General features: G+C 67.3%; 16 protein-coding genes. 3 read left to right on the top strand and 13 right to left on the bottom strand.

Translation table 11 applies throughout. The features are described from left to right. From HAV22_RS19825 to HAV22_RS19805, 5 genes are all read right to left on the bottom strand, one after another. On the bottom strand, positions 1-801 hold the full coding sequence (locus HAV22_RS19825; protein WP_166861490.1) for a FecR family protein: 801 nt from the start codon (positions 799-801) through the stop codon (positions 1-3). Continuing rightward, positions 767-4,756, bottom strand: coding sequence for a two-partner secretion domain-containing protein (locus tag HAV22_RS19820; RefSeq protein WP_166861489.1), 3,990 nt, complete (start codon positions 4,754-4,756; stop codon positions 767-769). Before HAV22_RS19820 ends, HAV22_RS19825 begins: the two co-directional genes overlap by 35 nt. A 10-nt stretch (positions 4,757-4,766) precedes the next feature. Continuing rightward, entirely contained in the window at positions 4,767-6,371 is a 1,605-nt protein-coding gene (locus tag HAV22_RS19815) for a ShlB/FhaC/HecB family hemolysin secretion/activation protein (RefSeq protein ID WP_166861488.1), read from the bottom strand. A 169-nt stretch (positions 6,372-6,540) separates the two neighbouring features. Then, the gene (locus HAV22_RS19810; protein ID WP_166861487.1) at positions 6,541-8,796 is read right to left on the bottom strand and encodes a CHASE2 domain-containing protein; all 2,256 of its coding nucleotides are present in this window, start codon (positions 8,794-8,796) and stop codon (positions 6,541-6,543) included. A gap of 3 nt (positions 8,797-8,799) precedes the next feature. Then, positions 8,800-10,422 (bottom strand): HD domain-containing phosphohydrolase, encoded by a 1,623-nt coding sequence (locus HAV22_RS19805; RefSeq protein ID WP_166861486.1) that lies wholly within the window; start codon positions 10,420-10,422, stop codon positions 8,800-8,802. Between the two features lie 230 nt (positions 10,423-10,652). Between HAV22_RS19805 and HAV22_RS19800 the strand changes: the two genes are divergently transcribed. The 3 genes from HAV22_RS19800 to HAV22_RS19790 are packed head-to-tail and all read left to right on the top strand — an operon-like array spanning position 10,653 to position 14,225. Continuing rightward, positions 10,653-11,558: an MBL fold metallo-hydrolase gene (locus HAV22_RS19800; protein WP_166861485.1), complete on the top strand. Its 906-nt coding sequence runs from the start codon at positions 10,653-10,655 to the stop codon at positions 11,556-11,558. Then, positions 11,555-13,936, top strand: coding sequence for a GspE/PulE family protein (locus tag HAV22_RS19795; RefSeq protein ID WP_166861484.1), 2,382 nt, complete (start codon positions 11,555-11,557; stop codon positions 13,934-13,936). Before HAV22_RS19800 ends, HAV22_RS19795 begins: the two co-directional genes overlap by 4 nt. A 34-nt stretch (positions 13,937-13,970) precedes the next feature. Beyond that, positions 13,971-14,225 (top strand): hypothetical protein, encoded by a 255-nt coding sequence (locus HAV22_RS19790; RefSeq protein WP_166861483.1) that lies wholly within the window; start codon positions 13,971-13,973, stop codon positions 14,223-14,225. A 72-nt stretch (positions 14,226-14,297) separates the two neighbouring features. On the opposite strand, the gene pulA is transcribed toward HAV22_RS19790, so the two are convergent. The 8 genes from pulA to rpsF all read right to left on the bottom strand — a co-directional run bounded on the left by pulA (position 14,298) and on the right by rpsF (position 23,280). Further along, positions 14,298-17,396: a pullulanase-type alpha-1,6-glucosidase gene (gene pulA / locus HAV22_RS19785; RefSeq protein ID WP_229421324.1), complete on the bottom strand. Its 3,099-nt coding sequence runs from the start codon at positions 17,394-17,396 to the stop codon at positions 14,298-14,300. Positions 17,397-18,483: 1,087 nt separating this feature from the next. Next, complete coding sequence (locus HAV22_RS19780; RefSeq protein ID WP_166861481.1) at positions 18,484-19,494, bottom strand: inorganic phosphate transporter; 1,011 nt, start codon at positions 19,492-19,494, stop codon at positions 18,484-18,486. Positions 19,495-19,515: 21 nt separating this feature from the next. Next, a complete protein-coding gene (locus HAV22_RS19775; RefSeq protein WP_056440441.1) occupies positions 19,516-20,142 on the bottom strand; it encodes a DUF47 domain-containing protein in 627 nt (208 codons plus the stop codon). A 93-nt stretch (positions 20,143-20,235) separates the two neighbouring features. After that, positions 20,236-21,621 carry a replicative DNA helicase gene (locus HAV22_RS19770; RefSeq protein ID WP_166861480.1) on the bottom strand — a complete coding sequence of 462 codons (1,386 nt, stop codon included), beginning with the start codon at positions 21,619-21,621 and terminating at the stop codon, positions 20,236-20,238. A 110-nt stretch (positions 21,622-21,731) separates the two neighbouring features. Further along, positions 21,732-22,184 carry a 50S ribosomal protein L9 gene (gene rplI / locus HAV22_RS19765; protein ID WP_091656281.1) on the bottom strand — a complete coding sequence of 151 codons (453 nt, stop codon included), beginning with the start codon at positions 22,182-22,184 and terminating at the stop codon, positions 21,732-21,734. A 46-nt stretch (positions 22,185-22,230) separates the two neighbouring features. Further along, the gene (gene rpsR, locus HAV22_RS19760; protein WP_020656854.1) at positions 22,231-22,521 is read right to left on the bottom strand and encodes a 30S ribosomal protein S18; all 291 of its coding nucleotides are present in this window, start codon (positions 22,519-22,521) and stop codon (positions 22,231-22,233) included. A gap of 57 nt (positions 22,522-22,578) precedes the next feature. Next, entirely contained in the window at positions 22,579-22,869 is a 291-nt protein-coding gene (gene priB, locus HAV22_RS19755) for a primosomal replication protein N (RefSeq protein WP_166861479.1), read from the bottom strand. Between the two features lie 27 nt (positions 22,870-22,896). After that, the gene (gene rpsF, locus HAV22_RS19750; protein WP_105378247.1) at positions 22,897-23,280 is read right to left on the bottom strand and encodes a 30S ribosomal protein S6; all 384 of its coding nucleotides are present in this window, start codon (positions 23,278-23,280) and stop codon (positions 22,897-22,899) included. Positions 23,281-23,459: the final 179 nt, after the last annotated feature.

Here is a 23,459-nt window from a genome sequence, read left to right as displayed (position 1 = left end):
TCAGCGCACGATGCAGTCCGTGCCACCCTGCTGCGCCGCCGCGCCCTGCGACGCGACCGGTCCGGGGACGTTGGCCGCGAACGACGGCGGCGGCGCGAATTTCAGGCCCGGATTCTGCGGCACGACGATGGGTGGCTGGTGCAGGTTCGGCACGAAGCCGAACTGCCCGGCCGGGAAGTTTTGCGCACCGCCCGCGTTCGTCACGACGATCATCCCCTCCTGCACGGCCACGTGCAGGCCGGGCGCCAGCGGGGGCACGGGAGCGGCCGATGACGGCGCGGGCGACGGCACGGACGATGGCGCGGACGGCACGCCGGCCGCACCGTCGACCCACTGCGCGATGAACGTCGTGCCGCGGATGCCGATGGTGGCGGTCGGTGTCTTCAGCGAGAACTTTTCCTTGTTGCGCTTGCCCAGCAGGCCCGTGATCGAGCGCAGTCCGCCCTTCAGGAGGCTGAACGCGGCGCTGTCGCCGTCCGGCTTGTCCGCGTCGTACGCATAGTTCTCGATCCTGAAGGTCGTGCCCGGGCGCAGCGTGATCTCGCCGTGGTCGACGAAGCGGATCTGCGCGTACGTGTTCCGCTCCGTGACGAGCGTGTCGCCGTTTTCGACCTCGGACTGCGCGGCCAGCACCTTGACGGTGCCGTCGGCCTTGCGGTCCATCAACGGCCCGCTCAGGTGCGCGACGACGCCCACGACCTGCCCCGCCCACGCGGCGCCCGTTGCCAGCAGCAGCGCGCCGCAGACGAGCGCGCGGGCCAGCGCCTCAATTGCAGTACAGTTTCGCCGCAGGTTTTTCATTCTTGACTCCCGTATGTTCCGCTTGCGCCGCGGTCGCGACGCGTTCGCCGACCTTCCCGTCTGTCGTGCCGCCGTCGCCCGCGCCGGAAGCCGTGACGGCCGGGGCGGGGGTGGCCGTGTTGATGAGTTGGACCGTCGTCTGCACGGCCTGCGCCACCGGCGCGGCCGTGTCCTTGCCGGCAGTGCTGCCGCTGAACGTGACGCAGGTGGCGTCGCCCGGATGCGTCGTGCAGAACGCCGCCGTCGGCAGCACGGCCTCGCAGCCGGCCGTACTCGGCGCGGCGGCGCACGCCGCAAGGCTGGGCAGGCGCACGTCGCAGCCTTGCAGGCCCGGACTGCCGATGCACTGGGTCAGCGTCGGTAGTACGACGTCGCAGCCCGGCAACTTCGTGTTGCCCTGGCATTGCGTCAGCGTGGGCAGGATGCCGGTGCACGAGGGGTCGTGCGGAGTCGCGAGGCAGGCCGTGAAGCCCAGCGCCAGCACCTGCGCGCAGCCTGCGAGCGTCGGCGTGGCCTTGCACACGTCCAGCGGCGGCAGGATGCCGGCGCAGCCCGCGCCGGTCGGATTTGCGACGCACGCGTCGAACGCGGCGGCCGCCAGCACGGCCTTGCAGCCATAGACACCGGCGTCCGCGCGGCATTTATCCAGCGGCGGCAGGATCGTCCCGCAGCCCGGCGCAGCCGGATCGGCCATGCACGCGGTGATGGCGTCGTGTGCCTGGACCACGGGCGCGCAGCCGGCCGTCGCGGGATTCGCCGCGCACATATCGTAAGTCGGCAGGATCTCGCCGCAGCGCGCGCCGGCCGGATCGGTCACGCACGCCTGGACGGCGGCCGCCAGCACGGGCGCGCAGCCCGGGGCCGCGCGGTTGGCGAGGCATGCGTCCAGCGTCGGGGGCGCAACCGGCGCGCCGTTCACCAGCAGCTTGTCGGGGCTGGACACGGCGACGCTGTCGGCCGCGATCTGGGTCGAACCGCCCGTCATGCTGACGCTGCCGGTGTCCGTCGCGACGCGCGCACCGGGCGTGATCGTCAATGCGCCTCCATTGTCCGCGAGCAGGCGCACGTTGCCGCTCGTCGTCGTCACGCGGCCGTTGATGGTGAGGGGGCTGTGGGTCGTCAGGCTGATGTCGCCGCTCGCCGTGCGCACTTCGCCGCTGGCGGCCTTCACGGCGTCGCCGCTCTCGTACACGGGCACCGTCATGCCGCCGATGCTGTCGATCGAAATGGCACCCGTGTTGCCGGCGCCATCCTGCACGGCGCGCACGACCGTCAGGGGCCCCATGTTGGCGACGTTGATCGGCTGGCCGCCCGCGCCCTGGTTATACGCCAGCAGCGTGCCGGCTTGCGTCTTGAGCGGATTGTCCGCCGTGCCGATGCCGGCGCTGGACGTCAGCGACAACGTGCCCACGCGCAGCAGGCCATTGCCGTAGATACCGGCCGCATCCACTGTGGCGACGGCACCGCCAAGGCCCGCGTCGAACGTCACGGCGCCACCGCTGACGAATTGCATGCTGGCGTTGGGCGCGACGACGCCGGACAGGCCGTCGACCGTGCCGAAGCGGAGGTCGCCCGCCGTCGTCACGTGGAACAGGTCGGCGTCCGTGGTGCCCGCGAGCATACCGATCTTGTTGGCGCCCGTGAGGACGACCTGGCCGCCGCGCACCACGAGGGCGTTCGCGCCGACGGCGCCGTCACCCGTCTCGTAGATGCCCGCCGTGGACCCGAGCGCCAGCGTGCCGGACGTGGTCAGCGGCGCCTTCACGTTCAATACGCCGGCGCCCGCGTCGAGCCGGAAAACCATGGACGTGCCCGCGCCCGCGAGCGCGATGGGGCCGACGACGTCGATGCCGCCCGTGCTTTGCGCCAGGCCGCCGACGGTGAAATCCGTCGCCTTGACGTAACCCAGTGCGGCCTGGTCGAGCACGAAACCGTCACCGCCGCCGAGGCTCACGTGCGCGGCCTGGCTGTTCGGCATCAGGCCCACGGCGGGCGCCGTCACGGCCGCGGCCACCGTCAGGCGGTCGCCCTGCAGCAGAATGGACTTCGATGCCGTCAGCGCCGCTTCGACGTCGACGATGCCGCCGACGGCATATTGGTTGATGGTGAACTGGCTGGCCGCGCTCGCGGACAGGTCCACCGGGGCGCGCACGCGGATGTCGCCGGCATTCGCCAGCACGACGTCCGACGCGGCGTTCAGCGCGCCGTCGACCGTCACGGCAGCCTGGTGGCCGCCGTCGCCCACCTGGATCGTGGCGAGGTTCTTGCTCAGGCGCTGCAGCGCGTCCGCGTCGAGCACGAGGGTGCCGGCGCTGTCCTTGTCCGTGCCGATGCTGATCGCGCGGTACGGGTCGGCCGACAGCAGCGACAGCGTCGGCAGCTGGCCGTTGCCCACGATATTGCCCGCCAGGGTGATCTGGTTCGCGCCGATGCCGATGTGGTTGCCCGTCTTGAGGGTGCCGCCGGCGCCGAGCAGGAACGCATTCCCTGCGCGGAAATCGAGGTCGCCGCCGGCGCTCACCTGCGCATTGACGTAGATGTTGTTGCCCGCTTGCGCACGCACGCTGCCCGCCGCGTCCAGCGCGTCCGTGACAGTGAGGTCGTGCTGCGCCTGCAACAGGACGTCCGTGCCGGCCGCCGTCAGCGTGCCAGGTGCCACGCGCGTGACACTCCCCATTGCGGACTGCGCGCCCGCGACGACGTCGCCCGCGCCGGCCGTGCCGCCCGCGACGACTTCGATGTCGTACGGCGCGAGCTGCCACGTGCCGTTCCTGCCTTTGTCGCCGGACGCGTCGACCGCGATACCGTCGACGTCGACTGCGTAGCCCGACGTGTTCACCTTGCCGCCCTGGGCGGTGCCGCGTGCGGACACCGTGCCGTGGGCCTTCGTGTCGCTGTCGGCCGCCAGTGCCACCTTGCCGCCGTTGCCGGCGTTGCCGTCGGCATGGATGGAGGAGCCGGATTCGACGTTCGTGGTCTGCGCATGCTTGCCGTCGGGCTGGCCATCGTCGCCGACGAGCACCGTGCCGCCATTGCGGCCGCTGGCGTCGATGCCCGCGCCCTTGACGACGGCCACCTGTTCGCCCAGCACCTTGACCGTGCCGCCATCCGCCGTATTGCCGCCGCCGGCGCTGGTGACGCTGGCGGCATCGAGCGTGACGGCACCGCTGGCCTTCAGCACGATGCGGCCGTTTTCGCCCATCGCGGCGCTGTCCGCGTTCGCGGTGCCGCGCTGGTTGACGAGGGCCCCGTAGATGCCGATGCGGCCGCCCTGGGCGATCACCTGGCCCAGGTTCAGCGCCTGGTTCCCTGGAGCCGATATCTCGACCCGCAGGTCGGGGTCGGACGAGTCCACGAGCTGCACGCTGTTGCCGGCCGCGAGGACCACGTCGCCCTTCGGCGTCGTGATGACACCCGCGTTTTCCACGTCCGGCGCGATCAGGAAGACCTGGCCGCCCTTCGGCGTCGTGATCGAGCCTTCGTTGCGCACGGTGCCGGCGATCGCGCCAGCGCCGGCCTGGAAGGTCTTGTTCCCGGCGATGAAATCGGCGTCGGTGATGTTCAGCGACGACGCCACGAGGCCGTTCACGTCCACGCGCGATCCCTGCCCGAACAGGATGCCGTTCGGATTGATCAGGAAGACCTTGCCGTTGCTTTGCAGCGCACCGAGGATTTTCGTCGGGTCCTGGCCCAGCACGCGGTTCAGCACCGCGCTGTCGGCGCTCTGCTGGATGAACTGGGTGGTCTCGCCGGCGTCGATCGAAAAGGTCTGCCAGTTGATGATGGTGCCCGGCGTGTTCGTGATCGTGAACACGGTGCCCTGCTGCGAAAAGGTCGCCTGGCCCGCCGCCACCTTGGGCAACGTGGGTGCGGCGCCGGCCGCGCCGCACCAGCATGCCGCCACCAGCAGCGCGCCGAGGCGGCGCCGGGTCGAAACGAGTGTCGATGAAATCATGGAGTCGTCCTCAATACGCCAGCGCCACGCGCACGTGGAGCTTGTTCCTGCTGGTCGCGTTCACGTCGCCCGCGTGCATGCCGTGGCCGTAGTCGAGCTGTACGCTGGCCGAGCCGCCCAGCGCGAAGCGCAGGCCCAGGCCCGTGCTGGAGATCGCGGCGTGGTGCAGCTCGCCCGGCAGTGCGTGGTTGCGCTCGCCCCACGCGGTGTCGTAGAAGCCGAGCAGGCGGCATTGCCAGCCCGCGCGGCCGCACAGGTCGGGCGTGTACAGTTCCACGTTCGCCACGACGCCCGTGTCCGTCGCGAGGTCGCGTTCGCCGAAGCCGCGCACGGTCGTCGCGCCGCCCGCGCCGAACTGCTCGCCCGGCACGAGCGCGTCGTGCGTCCACTGGCCGTTCAGCAGGACGCGCGTCTGCCAGTCGCCCGGAAGCAGGTTCGCGAACGACGCCGCGAAGCGCACCATGCGGTAGCCGGCCTTTGCGCCGCTGCGCACGGCCGCGAAGTCCGCGGCACCGCCGCGCGAGCCGCCCGCCACGTTCTGCAGCAGCGCGACAGTAAAGTCGGCCTGGCCGTCCGCCGTCGCCCGGGTGCCCGCGTAGCCGATGCTCACGGGGCGCACGGTGACGTCGTTGCCGAAGTCCTGGGTGCCGAACATGACGCTGTTGCGGTAGGCCTTGACGTCGATGCCGTACACCAGCCGGCCCTCCAGGTTGCCCCGCTTCGCGAGCACCTGGTTGTAGCGCGCGCCATAGACCGTGCCCTTGCCGCTCACGGCGAGGTTGAACAGGCCCGCGTTGATGGCGCCCGAATCGACGTCGGAATAGCTCGCGAACAGGTCGAGCGAATCGCCCAGGGCGTATAGCGGGACGTGGTAGCCGGCGGCCCACACGGCCACGCGGTCCGGGCGCTCGGCCGTCGTCGTGTACTGCAAGGTGCCCACGTGGTCGCGGCCCCACAGGTCGGCATGCTGCAGCAGCACGCCTGCGTGGGTCTTGCCGGTGGACTCGGTGCCCGTGTTGTCGACGTTGAGCATGACCTTCCACGGCCGCTCGTCCGTGACCTGGACCCGCGCATCGACGGCTTCCTGGCCGCCCTCGCCTTCCGCGCCGGCCAGCGTCAGCTTGATCTTCTTGGCGGGGTTCTCGTTGACGAGCTTGAGGTTGCGCGACACGGCCGCCAGGTTCGGCGTGGCGCCGGGAACGATCGTCGGCAGGCTGGCGCGCACGTTCGCTTCGGAGAACCAGCGGTTGCCCGTCACCTCGACCTGGCGCACGGTCGTCTGCACGACGTTCAGGCGCACGGCGCCGCCGTTCAATTCCTGTTCCGGCAACTGCACGGTGACCATGTCGTAGCCGCGCGCGCGGTAGAGCGCCTCGAGGGCTTCCAGCGCGCGCTGGACGTCGCCGAAATCGCGTCCGGCGCCCGTGTACGGCGCGACGGCGGCCTGCACGTCGGCGGCCGGCAGCACCGTGTTGCCGCTCACGTCGAAGCGGCTGATCTCGAACCGGATCGGATCGTCGGCCCAGGCGGCGCCGGCGGCGGCGGCCAGCGCGGCGCCCGCGACCAGGCGTGCCAGGCGTGCCAGGCGTGCGAAGGGTAATCTCGTGTTTTGCATGACGAATTCGTTATTGTTCTGCCCAAGGAAGCCAGGGCGTGCGGCATGACGCATTTCCGCGAGTGTACCCAATTTTCATTGCCTCACAGAAAAATTGTTACGTACTCGACGCCTTCCCGACAGCATCGTTAATACCCCGACAATGGGACGTTGTGCGCCCGACACAGCGTCACTTCGTCTCGAACGTCGTCACCCCGTCCCAGCCGGCGCCGGGCGGGGCGTCGCGCCAGCGCGCGATGCGCTCGAGGTAGAGCAGGTACAGGGCCCGCCGGGGATGCGCCGCCCGCAGCGCGGCGACGGCGTGTTCCGCGCCATCCCAGTCCTGCGCACGCACGCGGGCCAGCGCCGCGTCCCATGCGGCCAGTTCCGCCAGCACGGCGGCGTCCAGGTCGGCCGGCCGGCCCAGCGGTTCGTAGATGGCGACCGGCGCGTGCTTGCCCTTCACGCGCACGAGGTCCAGCTCGCGGTAGACGAAATCCGGCGCCGCCAGCCGCGTCGCTTCGCCCACAACGACGCCGACGCCATACACCTTCGTGATGCCTTCCAGGCGCGACGCGAGGTTCACGGCATCGCCCATCACCGTGTACGCGCGGCGGATCGCGGACCCCATGTCGCCCACGTGCATCAGGCCGGAATTGACGCCGATGCCGATGGCGAGCGGCGGCCAGCCGCGCTGGCGGAACTCGGCGTCCAGCCGGGCGGCGCTGGCCTGCATCAGCAACGCGGTCGCGACGGCGCGGCTGGCGTGGTCGGCAAACGCAACGGGCGCGCCCCAGAACGCCATCACGGCGTCGCCGATGTACTTGTCGAGCGTGCCCTGGTGGCTGGCGCGGATGTCTTCCGACATCGCCGTCAGATAGCGGTTGATGTACTCGCGCAGCGCCTTCGGCGCGAGGCCTTCCGAGATCGTCGTGAAGCCGCGCACGTCGACGAACATGACGGACAGCTCGCGGCTCTCGCCTTCCATCGTGTAGGCTTGCGGATTCTCGGCCATCTGCGCGACCAGTTCCGGCGCCACGTATTCGCCGAAGCGCGACACGAGCGCGCGGCCCTTGCGGTACTCGAACAGATAGCCCCACGCGACGTTCACGACGAACAGCAGCGCGACGAGCAGCAGGCAGATGACCATGTCGACCGCCCAGTCCATCTCGCGGTACAGGAAGCCGTTGAAGCCGACGACGGCCGCGAACACGGCGCCGGACGCCAGCACGGCGGGCAGCGGCGCCAGCGCCGGCAGCAGCAGCGCGAGCAGCGTGCCGGCGACGAGCACCTGGAAGAATTCGATCGCCGTCGCGTAGTCCGGGCGCGACTTGAAGCGCCCGTCCAGGATCGACTTGATCACGTTGGCGTGCACTTCCACGCCCGGATAGTCGCCGTTGACGGGCGTCGAGCGCAGGTCCTGCAGGCCGGGCGCCGTCGTGCCGACGAGGACGATGGCATCCTTCAGCACGGGCGCGGGCACCCTGCCCTGCAGCACGTCGACGGCCGCCACGTAGCGGAACGTCCCGCCCTGCGGGCCGCCCGGGCCGCGGAACTGCACGACCGTCGTCAGGCCGTCGCCGACGGGGATCGCGCGGCGCCCTTGCGGCGACGTGAGGACGATGGCATCGGCGCCAGCGGCGCCAGCCTGGCCGGAGACGGCTTCGTCGCCGAAGTCCGGACGGATCGCGGTCGCGCCCAGGTAGACGGCCGCCGTCGCGAGGCCCAGCGACGGATAGTAGCCGGTGCCGATCCGCTGCAGCAGCGGCACGGTGCGCACGACGCCGTCCGCGTCCGGCGCGACGGTGAAGCTGCCGGCGCCGCGTGCCGCGGCCTGCAGTCGCGCGATGTTCGCTTCGTAACCGGGCGCGCGGTAGGCGTCGAGCTGGCGCCCGCCCAGGTCGGCGACGGTGAACGCGGGTGGCGGCAGCACGCCCTTGGCCAGGATCGGCGATACGTTATAGCCCAACACGACGGGCCGCCCGGCCAGCGCCTGCGCGAAGCGGCCGTCGTAGTCGAGTTCCGGGCGCAGCGCCGCCAGCTTCGCTGCCATCTCCGGCACGTCGTGGAGTTCGCGGCGCGCGAGCCGTTCCAGCACGGCGTAGCCGGAACTCGTGTCCGGCTCGGGGAACGACACGTCGAAGCCGATCGCGCGCACGCCGTAGCGGCCCGCGAGCTGGTCGACGAGATGCGCCATCACGTCGCGGCTCCACGGGAAGCGCCCGACGGCGGCAAGGCTCTTCGGGTCGATATCGACGATGACGATGCGCCGATCGGGCGCCGGCCCTTCCAGGCGCATGCGCAAGTCGGCGACGAGGGTGTCCTGGCGCTCGATGGCGTGGCTGTGCCACGTGCCGTTCGTGTACAGGGCCGCGGCGAGCGTGAGCACGAGGCCCAGCGCCCAGCGCGCGCCGTAGCGGCTCCGTGCCTTGTGCAAGCGGCCCATGCGTTACGGCCGGTAGCCCGGGATCGCCGCCTCGTCGACGGCGTCGATCTGCGATGGATCGAGGTTCTTGCGGGCGAACTTCAGGTAGACCTTCTGGCGCACGAAGATGTCGAACAGGTCGGGGTCGATGTGGCCGTTGAGGGCGAACTTGCCGAGGATGTGCAGCGACTCCGACAGCGTCTTGCCTTTCTTGTACGGGCGGTCGCGCGCCGTCAGCGCCTCGAAAATGTCGGCGATGGCCATCACGCGCGCCTGCACGGACATCTGCTCGCGCGTGAGGCCGCGCGGATAACCCTTGCCGTCCATGCGCTCGTGGTGGCCGCCCGCATATTCGGGGATGTTCTTCAGGTGTTTCGGCCACGGCAGCGATTCGAGCATGCGGATCGTCACGACGATGTGGTTGTTGATGATCTTGCGTTCGTCGTCGTTGAGCGTACCGAAGCGCACCGTCAGGTTGCGCACCTCGTCCTCGTCGAGGAAATCGGCTTGCACGCCGTCCGGCCCCGTCCAGCGGTACGCGGCGATGCGGCGCACGCGGTCCTGGTCGGCCTCCGACATGCCTTCGCTGCCCACGTTCGCGCCGCGCAGGAACTCGCGGTCCGCGCGCAGGCGCGCCTGTTCGGCGGCCAGCGCGGCGGCGATGGCCGCGCTGGCCGCGCCCTCTTCGCACTGGGCCCGCAGCGCGCGGATCTCGGCGTCGCGCAGCAGCACCTCGAAGCGCGTGTCGATCATGTGGATGCGGTCGAAGATCGTCTCCAGCTTGGTCGCCTTGTCGACGACGTGCACGGGCGTCGTGATCTTGCCGCAATCGTGCAGCAGCCCGGCCAGCCACAGCTCGCGGCGGTCGGCATCCGTCATGCGGAAGTCCGCCATCGGGCCGCGCTCGGTCTCGTGCACGGCCTCCGCCAGCAGCATCGTCAGCTCGGGCACGAACTGGCAATGGCGCCCCGTGTACGGCGATTTCTCGTCGATGCCGATGTTGATCAGGTTGACGAGGGCTTCCAGCAGCCGCTCCATCTGCACCACGAGCTGCTGGTTCGTGAGGGCCACGGCCGCCTGCGCCGCCAGCGCCTCGATGAAGCGCTGGTCCGTGTCGGAGAAGGTGCGGATGGCGCCCGTCTCGCGGTCGCGCGCATTGATCAGCTGGAGCACGCCGACGAGTTCCCCCTCGTGGTCCGTCATCGGCACCGTCAGGTTCGATTGCGAGCGGTAGCCGAACGTCTCGTCGAACGTCAGCATGCCGGAAAAATTGAAGACGTCCGCGCGATACACGTCGGCGATGTTCACCGACCGGTGGAAGTTGGCCGCATAGGCCGCGACGGATGCGAGGTTCTTCTCGCCGGCGTCGTCGACCAGTGGAATGGGCGGCAGGTCGATCGGATTGCCGCTCGTGCCGCCCTGGCGGATGCCCAGCGTGTCGTTCAACCAGATGTGGAAGCACAGGCTGCGCCCGTCGGCGCTCGGCCGGTACAGCGTGCCGCCGTCGGCGTTCGTCATGCTCTTCGCGACCTCGAGGATGCGGTCGAGGAAGATGTCGATGTCGTCGTGGCCGTCGCCCAGGGCGACGCTGACCTCCGTGAGCAGGTCGAGGCGCTCCACGATGTCGGTCCGGGTGAGCTCTTGCATGATCATTGTCCGCGGGTCCGGGTATGTTTGCAAAGAAACAAGGATTTCCGGACCGAAATTTTTAACAGTGTAGCTGTGTTACGCCGCGCTGTACACACGCTGCGGCGAAAATGCAAAATTCGGATAATCGGTTACAGATTGCCGCTATGATCTGACATATATTGCAACGGTGCGGGCGCAACCGGGGCGAACAACGCAGACGACGAGGCTGCGCAGCAAGGAGCGATGTCATGAAATTCAGATTCTGGGGCGTACGCGGATCGATCCCGTCCCCCGGGCCGCAGACGGTGCGCTACGGCGGCAACACGACGTGCATCGAAGTGCGCGGCGACGACGGCACCCTCGTCGTGCTCGACGCCGGCACCGGCATCTACGCGCTCGCCCAGGACTTGATGCGCCGGCGCGCGCAAGACGGCGCGGAAGTGGACGCCAACATCTTCGTCACGCACAGCCACTGGGACCACATCCACGGCCTGCCCCTGTTCACGCCGCTGTTCGTGAGCGGCACGCGCGTGTGCCTGCACGGCGCGCGCGACGACGCGACGGGCCGCGGCATCGAGCACGTGATGGGCGTGCAGCTGCAGGACAGCTACTTCCCCGTCAGCGAGGAACGCATGAACGCCACGATCGAATACCGCACGCTGGCAGCCGGCGTGCCGCATGCCGTCGGCGACATCGTCGTGCACAACGTCACGATGAACCACCCCGTCACCAACTTCGGCTACCGCGTCGAATGCGGCGGCCGCGCACTGTTCTTCACGGGCGACCACGAGCCGTTCTTCAACCCGCACGCCCCCGGCAGCGCGGAGCACGCGGCCGCGCAGCGCGAGATCGCGCGGCGCGAGCGGGAGATCGAGCTGGCGGTGGAAGGCGTCGACGCGCTCGTCGCCGACTGCTCGTACACGGTGGAAGAATACCCGTCCAAGCAGGGCTGGGGCCACGGCACGTTCGACGCCGCGATCGCGCTGGCGCTGAAGACGGGCGTGCGCAGCCTGTACTGCACCCACCACGAGCCCACCCGTTCCGACGCCAGCCTGGAAGCCGTGTTCGGGGAGGCGCTGGCACGCTGGCAGGACCGGTTGGGCGGTCTCACCGTGGCGCTGGCGTACGAAGGCCTGGAAGTCGAGCTGACATGAGTGCCGATTTCGTGGAACGGCGCCAGGGCGACCGGCGCCAGCATGACGAGACGGGGCGGCGCCTGGACGTCCAGCGCCGCGTGCAGGCCATCACGACGCGGATCCACGCGACCCGCAACCTGGACCAGATCATGCTCGACCTGGGCCGCGACTTCTGCGAGCTGTTCGACTGCGACCGCTTCACCTTGTACGTCGTGACGCCCGAGCAGGACGCCCTCGTCGCCAAGGTCAAGACGGGCCTCACGTCGATCCGCCACCTGCAACTGCCGATCGGGCCCGGCTCGATCGCCGGCTTCGTCGCGCTGTCGCGCCAGACCGCCAACATCGCCGACGTGTACGACGAGGCCGAGCTGCGCCGCCTCGGCTCCAACGTGCGCTTCCAGCGCGGCGTCGACCAGCGCACGGGCTACCGCACGCGCGAGATGCTCGTCGCGCCGCTGCTCGACACGGAAGGCGCGCTGCTGGGCGTCATCCAGTTCATCAACCACCGCGCGGGCGGCCCGTTCCCGGCCGCGTACCACGAGGGCCTGAAGCAGTTGTGCGAGACCCTGGCCGTCGCGCTGGGCCAGCGCCTGCGCGCGCCGCTGCCGCGCGGCCGCTACGACGCCCTCGTCACGCGCAACCTCCTCACGCAGCAGGAACTGGAACAGGCCACACGCCTCGCGCGCGAGCGCGACGCCGACATCGAGGACGTGCTGCTGGGCGACTTCCACCTGAAGCCGGCCCAGCTCGGGCAGGCGCTGTCCGACCATGCCGGCGTACCTTACGAACCGTTCCGCGCCGAACGCGTGAAACCCGTCGAGCTGCTGCGCAACCTGAAGCCGCAGTACGCGCTGGAACAGGGCTGGCTGCCGCTGGAGGACGGCCCCGACGGCCTCGTGCTGATGGCGCTGGACCCGGAACGCGTGGCCGCCAGCCGTATCGCCGCCCAGGTGTTCAGCCGGCCGCGCATTGCCTGGCGCGTGACGACGCGCCACGACCTGCGCCTCACCGTCGCCCAGTTCTTCGGCGGCACCGTCGCCGAGGATACGAGCGTGGGCGAACTGCTGTCGCACCTCGACGAAGACGTCGCTTCCGATGCGGAAGGCGACAACGCGGGCGCCGACGTCTCGGCCGCCGTCGAGAACGAACTCGTCAAGCTCCTGAACCGGATCATCGTCGACGCCTACCGCCAGGGCGCGTCCGACATCCACATCGAGCCGCAGCCGGGCCGCGGCAAGACCGGCGTACGGTTCCGCAAGGACGGCGTGCTGGTGCCGTACATCGAGATTCCGTCCAGCTACCGCAACGCCCTCGTCGCGCGCGTGAAGATCATGTGCGACCTCGACATCTCGGAACGGCGCAAGCCGCAGGACGGCAAGATCCGCTTCCGCAAATACGGGCCGCTCGACATCGAGCTGCGCGTCGCGACGATTCCGTCCAGCGGCGGCGTCGAAGACATCGTCATGCGCATCCTGCAGGCCGGCGAGCCGATCCCGCTCGACAAGCTGGGCGTCCTGCCGCACAACCTGGAACGCCTGAAGGCGACGGTGTCCAAGCCCTACGGCCTGTTCTTCGTGTGCGGCCCAACGGGCTCCGGCAAGACGACCACGTTGCACTCGATCCTCGCGCACCTGAACACGCCGGAGACGAAGATCTGGACGGCGGAAGACCCCGTCGAGATCACGCAGAAGGGCCTGCGCCAGGTGCAGGTCAACCGCAAGGCGGGCCTCGACTTCGCGTCCGTCATGCGCGCCTTCCTGCGCGCCGATCCGGACGTGATCATGGTCGGCGAGATGCGCGACCGCGAGACCGTCAGCACGGGCATCGAAGCATCGCTGACGGGCCACCTCGTGTTCTCGACCTTGCACACGAACAGCGCGCCGGAATCCGTCGTGCGCCTGCTCGACATGGGCATGGACCCCTTCAATTTTGCCGACGCGCTGCTGGGCATCCTCGCACAGCGCTTGGCGCGGCGCCTGTGCACGGCGTGCCGCCAGCCCTACCAGCCGGACGGCGCCGAGCTGGAGGCGCTGCTCGACGAGTATTGCGAGGAATTGCGCGGCCAGGCGGCCTACGCGGCCGACCCGGCCGCCGCGCGCGCCGCCGTGCTGGCCGGCTGGCGCGCGCGCCACGGCGGCGCCGACGGCCGCTTCACGTTGTACCGCGCGGTGGGCTGCGCCGAGTGCACCAAGGGCTATCGCGGGCGCGTCGGCCTGCATGAATTGATGATCGGCAGTGAGCGCGTCAAGCGCCTGCTGACCGAGCACGCGCGCGTGGCCGAGCTGCTGGCGGCCGCGCTCGAGGACGGGATGCTGACCCTGAAAATGGACGGCATCGAGAAGATCCTGGACGGCGTCACCGACATCAAGATGGTGCGTGCCGTCTGCATCAAATAACCACCGACCATTCCAGATCAAGGAGAGAAGCACAATGAACCGCATCGTCCCGTCCGCGCTGGCCGCGGCCGCCATCGCCCTGCTGTCCGGCTGCGCGGCCGACGCCACGCAATCGCAGCAGCCGGCCGACAAATACCTCGACGCCAGCTATACCCCGACCGGGACTCTCATCCCGCGCAAGGCGTCGAAAGGCGCAGGGGACAACGTGACGATCGTCGACAAGCAGGCCCTCGAGAACGACCGCAACAACAATAACGGCACCAACAACTGGGCCGGCGCCGGCCACTGACGCACGCCCGACGCGACAAGGGCCGGGCGTTTGCGCGCCCGGCCCTTTTTTCATGCCCCGTCCGCGCCGCGGTCAGTCGTTGGCGTTCTGGACGAACACGGCCGCCGTGCGGGCCGGGATCGCGAACGTGCCGCCGGCCGGATCGAAGGCGGACGCCCTCACGACGTCGTCGCTGCCGTTGCGCTGGGCGCGGTGCAGCTGCAGCTTGCGGCCCTTCAGTTCCGGGATCGCGATCGTCTTTTGCACCTTGTCGACGTTGAACACGACGACGACGGCCTTGTACTTTGCGCCCGGATAGCGCGTGCCGTCGATCGAGAGCGCGACGATGCCCGGCACCTGGTCGGGGCCCACGTTGTAGAACTTCAGGCGGTCGATCACGTCCTGCGCCGTGCGCAGGCGGAACAGCGTGGTGTCGGAGCGGATCGCGAGGAAGTCCTCGAACGCGCCCTTCGCCGCCAGGATCGCGCGCGTATCGGGCTTGACCAGCGGGTTGGTCAGAATGGGCGACATGAGCCACCAGTTGTCCTGGTTCGACCCGGCCATCGGCAGGCCCACGCCGAAGTTGTTGGACGCGTAGCTGTAATCCAGCTTGTTGAACCAGTCGCCTGCGTTGTAGCTGTCGCGGTCGAGCGATTTCGAACGCAGGATCTCCTGGCCCGCATGGAAGAACGGCACGCCCTGCGCCAGCAGGTTGACGGCGGCACCCAGCGTCTGCACGCGCACGCGATCGGACAGCGACGTCCCTTGCGGCAGCTTGTACGCGTTCACGTCGAACAGCGTCTGGTTGTCGTGCGCCTCGACGTAGTTGATCGTCTCGGCCGGATTCGCCGCGAAGCCGGCCTGCTGGCCGAAGTAATCGATCTGCGCGTTCGTGCGCAGGCTGCCGAAGCGGTCCGTGAAGCGGTAGTCGCGCAACGTGCCGGACAGCGCCACGCGCACGAGGTCCGCGAGGCGCAGCGCGTCGTCGCGGGTCTGCGTCGATTGCGAATTCGGGTCGAGGTAGACGCCGTTGATGAAGCCCTGCTGGCTGACGAGCCACTGGCCACCGTCGCAGCAGCCGCCGCCGCGCACGGCATCGCGGATGCGGTCGTTGAACGAACCGATGCCCGTGCCCGCCATATTCGCCTGGCGCGCCTGCACGAAGCGTGCGTCGTTGGCGACGGAACCGAAGTTCCACGCTTCGCCATACAGGTAGATGTCGCGGCCGGCGGCCTGGTTCACGCTTGCCTGCAGGCGCTTCAGCAGGTCCAGCGGCGTGAAGCCCATGATGTCGAAGCGGAAGCTGTCGACCTTGTACTGGCGGGCCCACAGCGACACGGAGTCGATCATCAGCTTGCCCATCATGGCGTTTTCCTGCGCGGTGTCGGCGCAGCAGCTGTCGTTCAGGATGTGGCCATCGCTGCCCAGGCGGTAGTAATACGTCGGCACGATGCGGTCGAGGACGGACAGCGGCCCTTGCTGCGACTGGCTCGTGTGGTTGTACACGACGTCCATCGTCACGCGCAGGCCCGCTTCGTGCAGCGCCTGCACCATCGCGCGGAACTCGCGCACGCGCACGGCGCCGTCGTCGGCATCCGTCGCGTAACTGCCTTCCGGCGCATCGTAGTGGACCGGGTCATAGCCCCAGTTGAAGCAGTCCGTATCCGCCACGGCGGCAACCGCGGCCTGCTGCGCCGTCGAATCGGCGGCGGCATCCGGAATGGACGGCGTCACGCAGCCCTTCTCGTTGACGCTGGCGAAGTCGAAGCTGGGCAGCAGGTGCACGTGCGTCATGCCTACCTTCTGCAGCGATTTCAGGTGGCGCATGCCGTGCGAGTCGCCGTCCGTGAACGCCAGGTATTTGCCGCGGTGGGCGGCGGGCACGGTCGTGTCGGAGGCGGAAAAGTCGCGGATGTGCAGTTCGTACAGCGCGATGTCGGTGGGCGCGTCGAGCTTCGGGATGCGCTGGTCGTCCCAGCCGGCGGGCTTCATCTGCACGCTGTCGAGGTTCGCGGCGAAGCTGCGGGCGCTGTTGGCGGACAGGCTCACGGAATACGGATCCGTCACCGTGTTCGTCACGATCTTGTTGTCCGCCCAGCGCGACAGCACCTGCACCGTGTATGTGTAGTAGGCGCGGTTCGCGAGCGTCGGGTCGTTGGCCGTGGTGCTCCACACGCCGCTGGCCGCGTCGCGCGTCAGCGGGACCGTCGCCGGCGTCGCCGCGTTGGCGGTCGCGTACAGGTTCAGCGCGACGGATTTCGCCGTCGGCGCCCACACGCGGAACGTCGCGCGGCCGGCGCGGTCGAACGACACGCCCAGCTGCGCCTGCGCGGCTTTTGCCGCATACAGGTCGTCCAGCAGGCCGGCCGTCTGCAGCGACGTCACCTGCACGAGGTTGCCGCCGCCGTCGTACTGGGCGATGGCGAACTGGCCGCTGACCATCGCCGCGACCTTGGCCGCGTCGGCGTCAAGCAGCCGCAGGCCCGTGGCGCCGGCCAGGTGCGGGTACTTCTGACGGAGCGCGTCCGGCAGCGCGGCCACCGTCAGCTCGAACGCGCTTTCCGCGCCGGACAGGCCGATGGCGCCGCCCGGCGTCGGCGCGAGGCCGCCGTTCGCGGCGTAGAACAGTTTGTAGGTGCCGTTCGCATCCGCGCCCGGCCATGCCAGCGTCGTCGCGGACAGCCAGTGCGCCTTGGCGAGCGCCAGGTTGCCGTAGCTGAGCGCGGGCTGGTTCGCGTAGACGGTGCAGTCGCCCTCCAGCATCCAGACCTCCTGCCCTTTCGTCGCGACGTCGGCGTTCAAGTCCGCGTGCTGGTCGGCGCCGCAGTTCTTCGTGCCGCTGCCGTCCGTGACGAGGAACCAGATTGCGCTCTTGCCGGCAGCGAGCGGGATGTCGACGTAGCCGCCGAAGCCGTCGCTGCTGGCGAACATAAAGCGATCGGTGATCCAGGCGGAGCTGGGTTTCTGCGGGCCGTCCCACGAATACACGCCCCACTGCGCCGCATCGTTCTGGACGCGGTGGAAGTGCATGCGGATGCTGCCCGGCGCGACGGGCGTGGCGGCTGCCGAGGTGGCGAGCGCCAGCATCCGGTTGCCCGATGGCGCGCCCGGCTGCGCCGTGTCGCCGGCACCGCAACCGGCCAGCAGCAGGCCGGCGCAGGCGGCTGTGACGACGCCTCGCCATGAAGTCAAACTACTTTTCGATTTCATATTGTCCCCTCTTCGTTCTTATTCTGACCGACGGGCGTGACCCGGACGGCAACGCTGGCCGGCGATCGGCTGTAATATTACTACGGACGTTAGTAAAAATGAAAAGGAAACCGTGCACTGTGGCGCGAGCGCAAATTCGGGGTCAGAGCAAAAGAAATCGGAAATTCGGGGTCAGAGCACTTTCACAAGAAAGAACGCAAAGGCATTTCCGTCGACATAGCCGCGCTCAAATCGCGAAGATTCCCTCGGCAACGGAAAACTGTCGCTTCCACACAGCCATGGCACAAATGCTCTGACCCCGAATTTTCGGAATGATGTGCTCTGACCCCGAACCCGCGGCGGAATCGGGTAGGAGGGGGAGTCGCCTCCGCCGTCCTCCCACAACACCGGACGTACGGATCACGTATCCGGCGTTTCCTGACAACCGGGTTGCCCCAGCGAGCTTGGTTTCGTGCGTCGTGTCGCCTGTCGGTCTGCTGACACCGCCATCATATGCGCGGGACTTCCGGCCCCACCTTTTGCTGTCGGCTCTCCATCCGGAGACTTGCTGCCCTGCCCGCTCAGAGATCACGCGTGACTGTCCGCTCATGTCAGGTTCAGCCCTTCGCCACTCCGGTTCCGAGCGGCTACTATGGCCTCTGCTGACTCCCGTCAATCCATCCCGGCACCTTGCGGTGCCAGTAGCACATGGCAGATTGGCGGGTCTCCCAGGGTAATTCGCGCGACCTTCCTGCTTATGCCTGTCGGATTTACGTCGTAGCGTTCCGTGCAAGTATAGGGCTTTAGTGATATCGGCCACCTCACCCCGCTACGCCGCCTGTTATCCGCTTCCTGTTCGTCAGGCCAGCATTTTGCCTGCGGCTTCCTTCAGATTCCGCCTTACGACGGACACCCTTGCCGTTCAGCTAGCACTTCCCCTTGCCGGGTGTGCGGATGACTTTCACCTCCAAGTCATCCGACACGCCACCACAGCGGGTCGGATAGCGCCAGTCACGGCGCTGCGCGCCATGCCTGGCGCACCGAAAAAAAGGCAGCCGGATGGCTGCCTTCGGGATGCTGCGCGGTGCGCTTACAGGATGTGGGTACCGACCCACCACGCGATCGCGGCCATGAACGCCGACGCGGGAATCGTGAAGACCCAGGCCCACACGATGTTGCCGGCCACGCCCCAGCGCACGGCCGATGCCTTCTGCGCCGAGCCGACGCCGACGATGGCGCCCGTGATCGTGTGCGTCGTCGACACCGGCACGCCGATCGCGCTTGCGATGAACAGCGTGATGGCGCCGCCCGATTCCGCGCAGAAGCCGCCGACGGGCTTGAGCTTCGTGATCTTCTGACCCATCGTGCGCACGATGCGCCAGCCGCCGAACAGGGTGCCCATCGAGATCGCCGTGTAGCAGGAAATGATGACCCACAGCGGCGGCGCCGCGTCGCCGGCCTTCGACACGCCGGCCACGATCAAGAGCATCCAGATGATGCCGATGGTCTTCTGCGCGTCGTTGCCGCCGTGGCCCAGGCTGTAGGCCGCGGCCGAGAACAGCTGCAGGCGGCGGAACCACGTGTCGACCTTGCGCGGCGGAGTGCGCACGAAGATCCACGACACGGCCAGCATCACGAGCGAGCCCAGGATGAAGCCCAGCAGCGGCGACAGGATGATCCACTGCACGGTCTTGAGCAGGCCGCCACCGACCAGCGCGCCGGTGCCGCTCTTGGCGACCGCGGCGCCCACCAGGCCGCCGATCAGCGCATGCGACGACGACGACGGGATGCCGTAGTACCAGGTGATCACGTTCCAGATGATGGCGCCGACGAGCGCGCCGAACACGACGTAGTGGTCGACGATGTGCGGATCGACGGTGCCCTTGCCCACCGTCGACGCCACGTGCAGGCCGACGGTGAAGATGGCGACGAAGTTGAACATCGCGGACATCGCGACCGCGGTCTGCGGACGCAGGACGCCGGTCGACACCACCGTCGCGATCGCGTTGGCGGCGTCGTGGAAGCCGTTCATGAAGTCGAAGACCAGCGCTAAAAAGATGAGCAGGCCCAGCACGTAAATGCTGATGTGAAGAGAGTCCATTTGTTCTTGTTGTTCCGGTCGTTACGCGTTTTCGACGATGATGCCTTCGATGATGTTGGCAACGTCTTCGCAGCGGTCGGTCACGGTCTCGAGGATCTCGTAGATGGCCTTCATCTTGATCAGGTTGCGCACGTCCGGTTCGTCGCGGAACAGTTTCGACATCGCGGCACGCATCACGTGGTCGGCGTCCGATTCCAGGCGGTCGATCTCTTCGCAGATGGCGACCATCTTCTGGGCGTTATCCATGTTGTGCAGCATGCCGACGGCCTGCTGGACCTTTTCGCAGCACGCGAGGCACAGCTCGGCCAGCCGCTTCGCTTCCGGCGTGACGGCGTGCAGGTCGTACAGCGAAATGGTCTGCGCGGCGTCTTCCATCATGTCGAGGATGTCGTCCATGCGGGTGATCAGCTTGTGGATGTCGTCGCGGTCGAGCGGCGTGATGAACGTCTTGTGCAGCAGGTCGACGCACGCATAGGTGACCTTGTCCGCCTGTTTTTCGATGCTCTCCACGGCGTGCGTGCGGTTTTCCAGGTCGTCGAAGTTGGTCATCAGGCCGACCATCTCTTGTGCACCCTTCACGCACAACGCGGCGTGCTGGTTGAACAGGTCGAAAAATTTGCCCTCCGTGGGCATCAGGCGTCCAAACATAGGTTCTCCGTTGGGTAATTCTCTTGGGACTTCTCGAAAGTCGCGGCGCCCGTCCTCATGGAGCGGGCGCCGCGATCCTTGACTGCTATCGGCTTAATCGCCCTGGTAAATACCGAGGTTGCCGCTGTAATTGCCGAACTTGGTGTACATGCCCATCCAGGTCACGCGAATGGCGCCGATCGGGCCGTTACGCTGTTTGCCGATAATGATTTCGGCGGTACCTTTGTCGGGCGAGTCCGGGTTGTAAACTTCGTCACGATACAGGAAGATGATCACGTCCGCATCCTGTTCGATAGCGCCCGATTCGCGCAGGTCGGACATCACGGGGCGCTTGTTCGGGCGCTGTTCCAGTGAGCGGTTCAGCTGGGACAGCGCGATCACGGGGCACCCCAGTTCCTTCGCCAGGCCCTTCAGGCTTCGCGAGATCTCCGAGATCTCGGACGCCCGGTTGTCGCCCGGCTTGGAACCCTGCATCAGTTGCAGGTAGTCGACGATGATCAGACCGAGCTTGCCGCACTGGCGCGCCAGGCGGCGCGCGCGCGCGCGCATCTCGATCGGGTTCAAAGCGGGCGTCTCGTCGATGAAGATCTGCGCGTCGTTCATCTTCTGGATCGCATGCGTCAGGCGCGGCCAGTCCTCGTCCAACAGCTTGCCGGTACGCAGGCGGTGCTGGTCGAGCTGGCCGATGGAGCCGAGCATACGCATCGCCAGCTGCACGCCGCCCATCTCCATCGAGAAGATCGCGACCGGCAGGCCGGCGTCGACGGCCACGCTCTCGCCGATGTTGACGGAGAAGGCCGTCTTGCCCATCGACGGACGGCCTGCGACGATGACGAGGTCGCCCGGCTGCAGGCCGGACGTCATCTTGTCGAGGTCGATGAAGCCCGTCGGGACGCCCGTGATCTCGCCCTGGTTGTCGCGGCTGTACAGCTCGTCGACGCGCTCGACCACCTGGGTCAGCAGTGGCTGCACGGGCAGCCAGCCTTGCGCGCCGCGGGCGCCCTGCTCGGCGATCGCGAAGATGCGCGATTCGGCCTCGTCGAGGATCTGCTTGACTTCGGCGCCTTGCGGATTGAATGCCTTGCCGGAGACTTCGTCGGCAACGGTGATGAGCTGGCGCAGCACGCCGCGATCGCGCACGATCTCGGCATAACGGCGGATGTTGGCAGCGGATGGCGTATTCTGCGCCATCGCATTCAGGTACTGGAGGCCGCCCACGTCCTCGGCCTTGCCGAGCTGGACGAGCGCCTCGTACACGGTGATCACGTCGGCAGGCTTGCCGGCATTGATCAGGCGGACCATCTGTTCGAAGATGATCCGGTGGTCGTAGCGGTAAAAATCCTCCGCGTGCATGAAGTCGGCAATGCGGTCCCACGCCGCATTGTCGCGCAGAAGGCCGCCGATGACGGACTGTTCTGCTTCGATGGAATGCGGGGGGATGCGGAGCGACTCGATCTGCGGGTCTGCTGGGGTGTTCATGGCCGGCATTATACCCGTATCCGATCAGGCGCTGAAATCATTGGTGAGTTTCCAAAAATAAAAAAGCCGGGGCGTCCCCGGCTTTTCTCATTCTGGCAACAGAACGTTTCTTAGGCAGCTTCGCCCACGACAGCGATGGTGATTTCCACCACGACGTCGGTGTGCAGAGCGACCGACACCGGGTGCTCGCCCGTGGTCTTCAGCGGACCGGTCGGCATGCGCACTTGTGCCTTCTCGACGGCGAAACCTTGCTTGGTCAGGGCTTCGGCGATGTCGAAGTTGGTCACGGAACCGAACAGACGGCCGTCGACGCCTGCTTTCTGAGCGATGGTGACGGTCATGCCGTTCAGCTTGTCGCCTTGGGCTTGAGCGGCGGCCAGCTTCTCGGCAGCTGCTTTTTCCAGTTCGGCGCGCTTGACTTCGAACTCGGCCACGGCAGCTTGCGTTGCGCGGCGGGCCATTTTTTGCGGGATCAGGAAGTTACGTGCGTAACCGTCCTTGACCTTGACGACGTCGCCCAGGTTGCCGACGTTGACGACTTTTTCCAGCAGGATAACTTGCATTTTATTCTCCAGTAATCTGACTATGCTTTGATGTCGCGACCGACGATTAAGCGTTGTGCAGGTCGGTGTACGGCAGCAGAGCCAGGTAACGGGCGCGCTTGATGGCGGTGTCCACTTGACGCTGGTAGTGAGCCTTGGTGCCGGTCAGGCGTGCCGGCATGATCTTGCCGTTTTCCTGGACGAAATCCTTCAGGGTGTCGACGTCTTTGTAGTCAACCTGTTCCACGCCTGCAGCGGTGAAGCGGCAGAATTTCTTGCGCTTGAACAGCGGGTTCTGCTGTTTACGCTTCTCTTTGAGCTTAGCTTTGTTTTTGTCGAACTTTTTACCGAATGCCATTTTGAGGCTCCTGTATCTATCTATAAACGTGCCCGCAACTTCGCAGTTTCTTACTGCTTATGCGGCACTGAAATCAATGATGTGAAACACCAAGCTTTTGCTGTGACGGCTTTTCCTGGCCAGGAATCCCGTGAAGCGGTACATCGCGCCCAACTCGGCGTTGGCAAATCGTCCCGAAATCTCGCCCGCGGCAACCGCGGGAATCTCGAAATCGACCTGCCTGTCCATCCTCGCTTCCGTCTGCGTCGATCCGTGTTGCAGGACGCCGCCCACGATGGGGATGCCGGCCGGTGTGTAGCGCAAGGTGTCGCGTTCCAGAATGCTTGCGACCAGCGACAGCTCGTTCACTTACTGCTCGGTGCTCCCGCGAGAGATTTAGGCTGCAGCGGCCGGAGCGGCGGCCTGCTCGGCGCGGTGGCTCTTGGCTGCGTCTTCGCGCTGGACCGACTTCATCATCGGCGACGGTGCGGTTTCAGCTTTCTTCATCTTCACGGTCAGGTGACGCAGCACGGCATCATTGAATTTGAATGCGGTTTCCAGCTCGACCAGGGTCTCGTTGTCGCACTCGATGTTCAAGCAGATGTAGTGTGCCTTCGGCAGCTTCTGGATCTGGTAAGCCATTTGACGACGGCCCCAATCTTCGACGCGGTGGATGTTGCCGCCGCGCGAGGTGACCGTGGTCTTGTAGCGTTCGATCATCGCCGGGACCTGCTCGCTCTGGTCCGGGTGGACGATAAACACGATTTCATAATGACGCATGAAACACTCCTTAAGGACGTTTAAACAAATGCCCACCTCGGCGTCAAGACGAGTGTGGGAAGGGAAGCCCGACATTATAACCGTAAAAACGTCAAGTGCACCACCTTTGTCGCGCTGCGTGCCGCAGCGCGAAAGGCTCGGGACGCGCGCTGCGTGCCGCACCGCGAAAAAAACTTTGA

The sequence above is a fragment of the Telluria antibiotica genome (genome assembly GCF_011682055.1).
In the GTDB taxonomy this organism is placed as follows: domain Bacteria; phylum Pseudomonadota; class Gammaproteobacteria; order Burkholderiales; family Burkholderiaceae_D; genus Telluria; species Telluria antibiotica.
The sequence above is the reverse complement of the archived record's forward strand: the minus strand, read 5'-3'. Positions and strand labels throughout refer to the sequence as shown.

Excerpts from the sequence above, each read along its gene's own strand:
- HAV22_RS19805 (WP_166861486.1), bottom strand. The coding sequence starts at position 10,422 with ATGCAAGAGCTCACCCGGACCGACATCGTGGAGCGCCTCGACCTGCTC.
- HAV22_RS19780 (WP_166861481.1), bottom strand. The coding sequence starts at position 19,494 with ATGGACTCTCTTCACATCAGCATTTACGTGCTGGGCCTGCTCATCTTT.
- rplI (WP_091656281.1), bottom strand. The coding sequence starts at position 22,184 with ATGCAAGTTATCCTGCTGGAAAAAGTCGTCAACGTCGGCAACCTGGGC.
- HAV22_RS19820 (WP_166861489.1), bottom strand. The coding sequence starts at position 4,756 with ATGATTTCATCGACACTCGTTTCGACCCGGCGCCGCCTCGGCGCGCTG.
- HAV22_RS19795 (WP_166861484.1), top strand. The coding sequence starts at position 11,555 with ATGAGTGCCGATTTCGTGGAACGGCGCCAGGGCGACCGGCGCCAGCAT.
- HAV22_RS19790 (WP_166861483.1), top strand. The coding sequence starts at position 13,971 with ATGAACCGCATCGTCCCGTCCGCGCTGGCCGCGGCCGCCATCGCCCTG.
- HAV22_RS19800 (WP_166861485.1), top strand. The coding sequence starts at position 10,653 with ATGAAATTCAGATTCTGGGGCGTACGCGGATCGATCCCGTCCCCCGGG.
- rpsR (WP_020656854.1), bottom strand. The coding sequence starts at position 22,521 with ATGGCATTCGGTAAAAAGTTCGACAAAAACAAAGCTAAGCTCAAAGAG.
- HAV22_RS19825 (WP_166861490.1), bottom strand. The coding sequence starts at position 801 with ATGAAAAACCTGCGGCGAAACTGTACTGCAATTGAGGCGCTGGCCCGC.
- HAV22_RS19770 (WP_166861480.1), bottom strand. The coding sequence starts at position 21,621 with ATGAACACCCCAGCAGACCCGCAGATCGAGTCGCTCCGCATCCCCCCG.
- HAV22_RS19815 (WP_166861488.1), bottom strand. The coding sequence starts at position 6,371 with ATGCAAAACACGAGATTACCCTTCGCACGCCTGGCACGCCTGGCACGC.
- HAV22_RS19810 (WP_166861487.1), bottom strand. The coding sequence starts at position 8,796 with ATGGGCCGCTTGCACAAGGCACGGAGCCGCTACGGCGCGCGCTGGGCG.
- HAV22_RS19775 (WP_056440441.1), bottom strand. The coding sequence starts at position 20,142 with ATGTTTGGACGCCTGATGCCCACGGAGGGCAAATTTTTCGACCTGTTC.
- rpsF (WP_105378247.1), bottom strand. The coding sequence starts at position 23,280 with ATGCGTCATTATGAAATCGTGTTTATCGTCCACCCGGACCAGAGCGAG.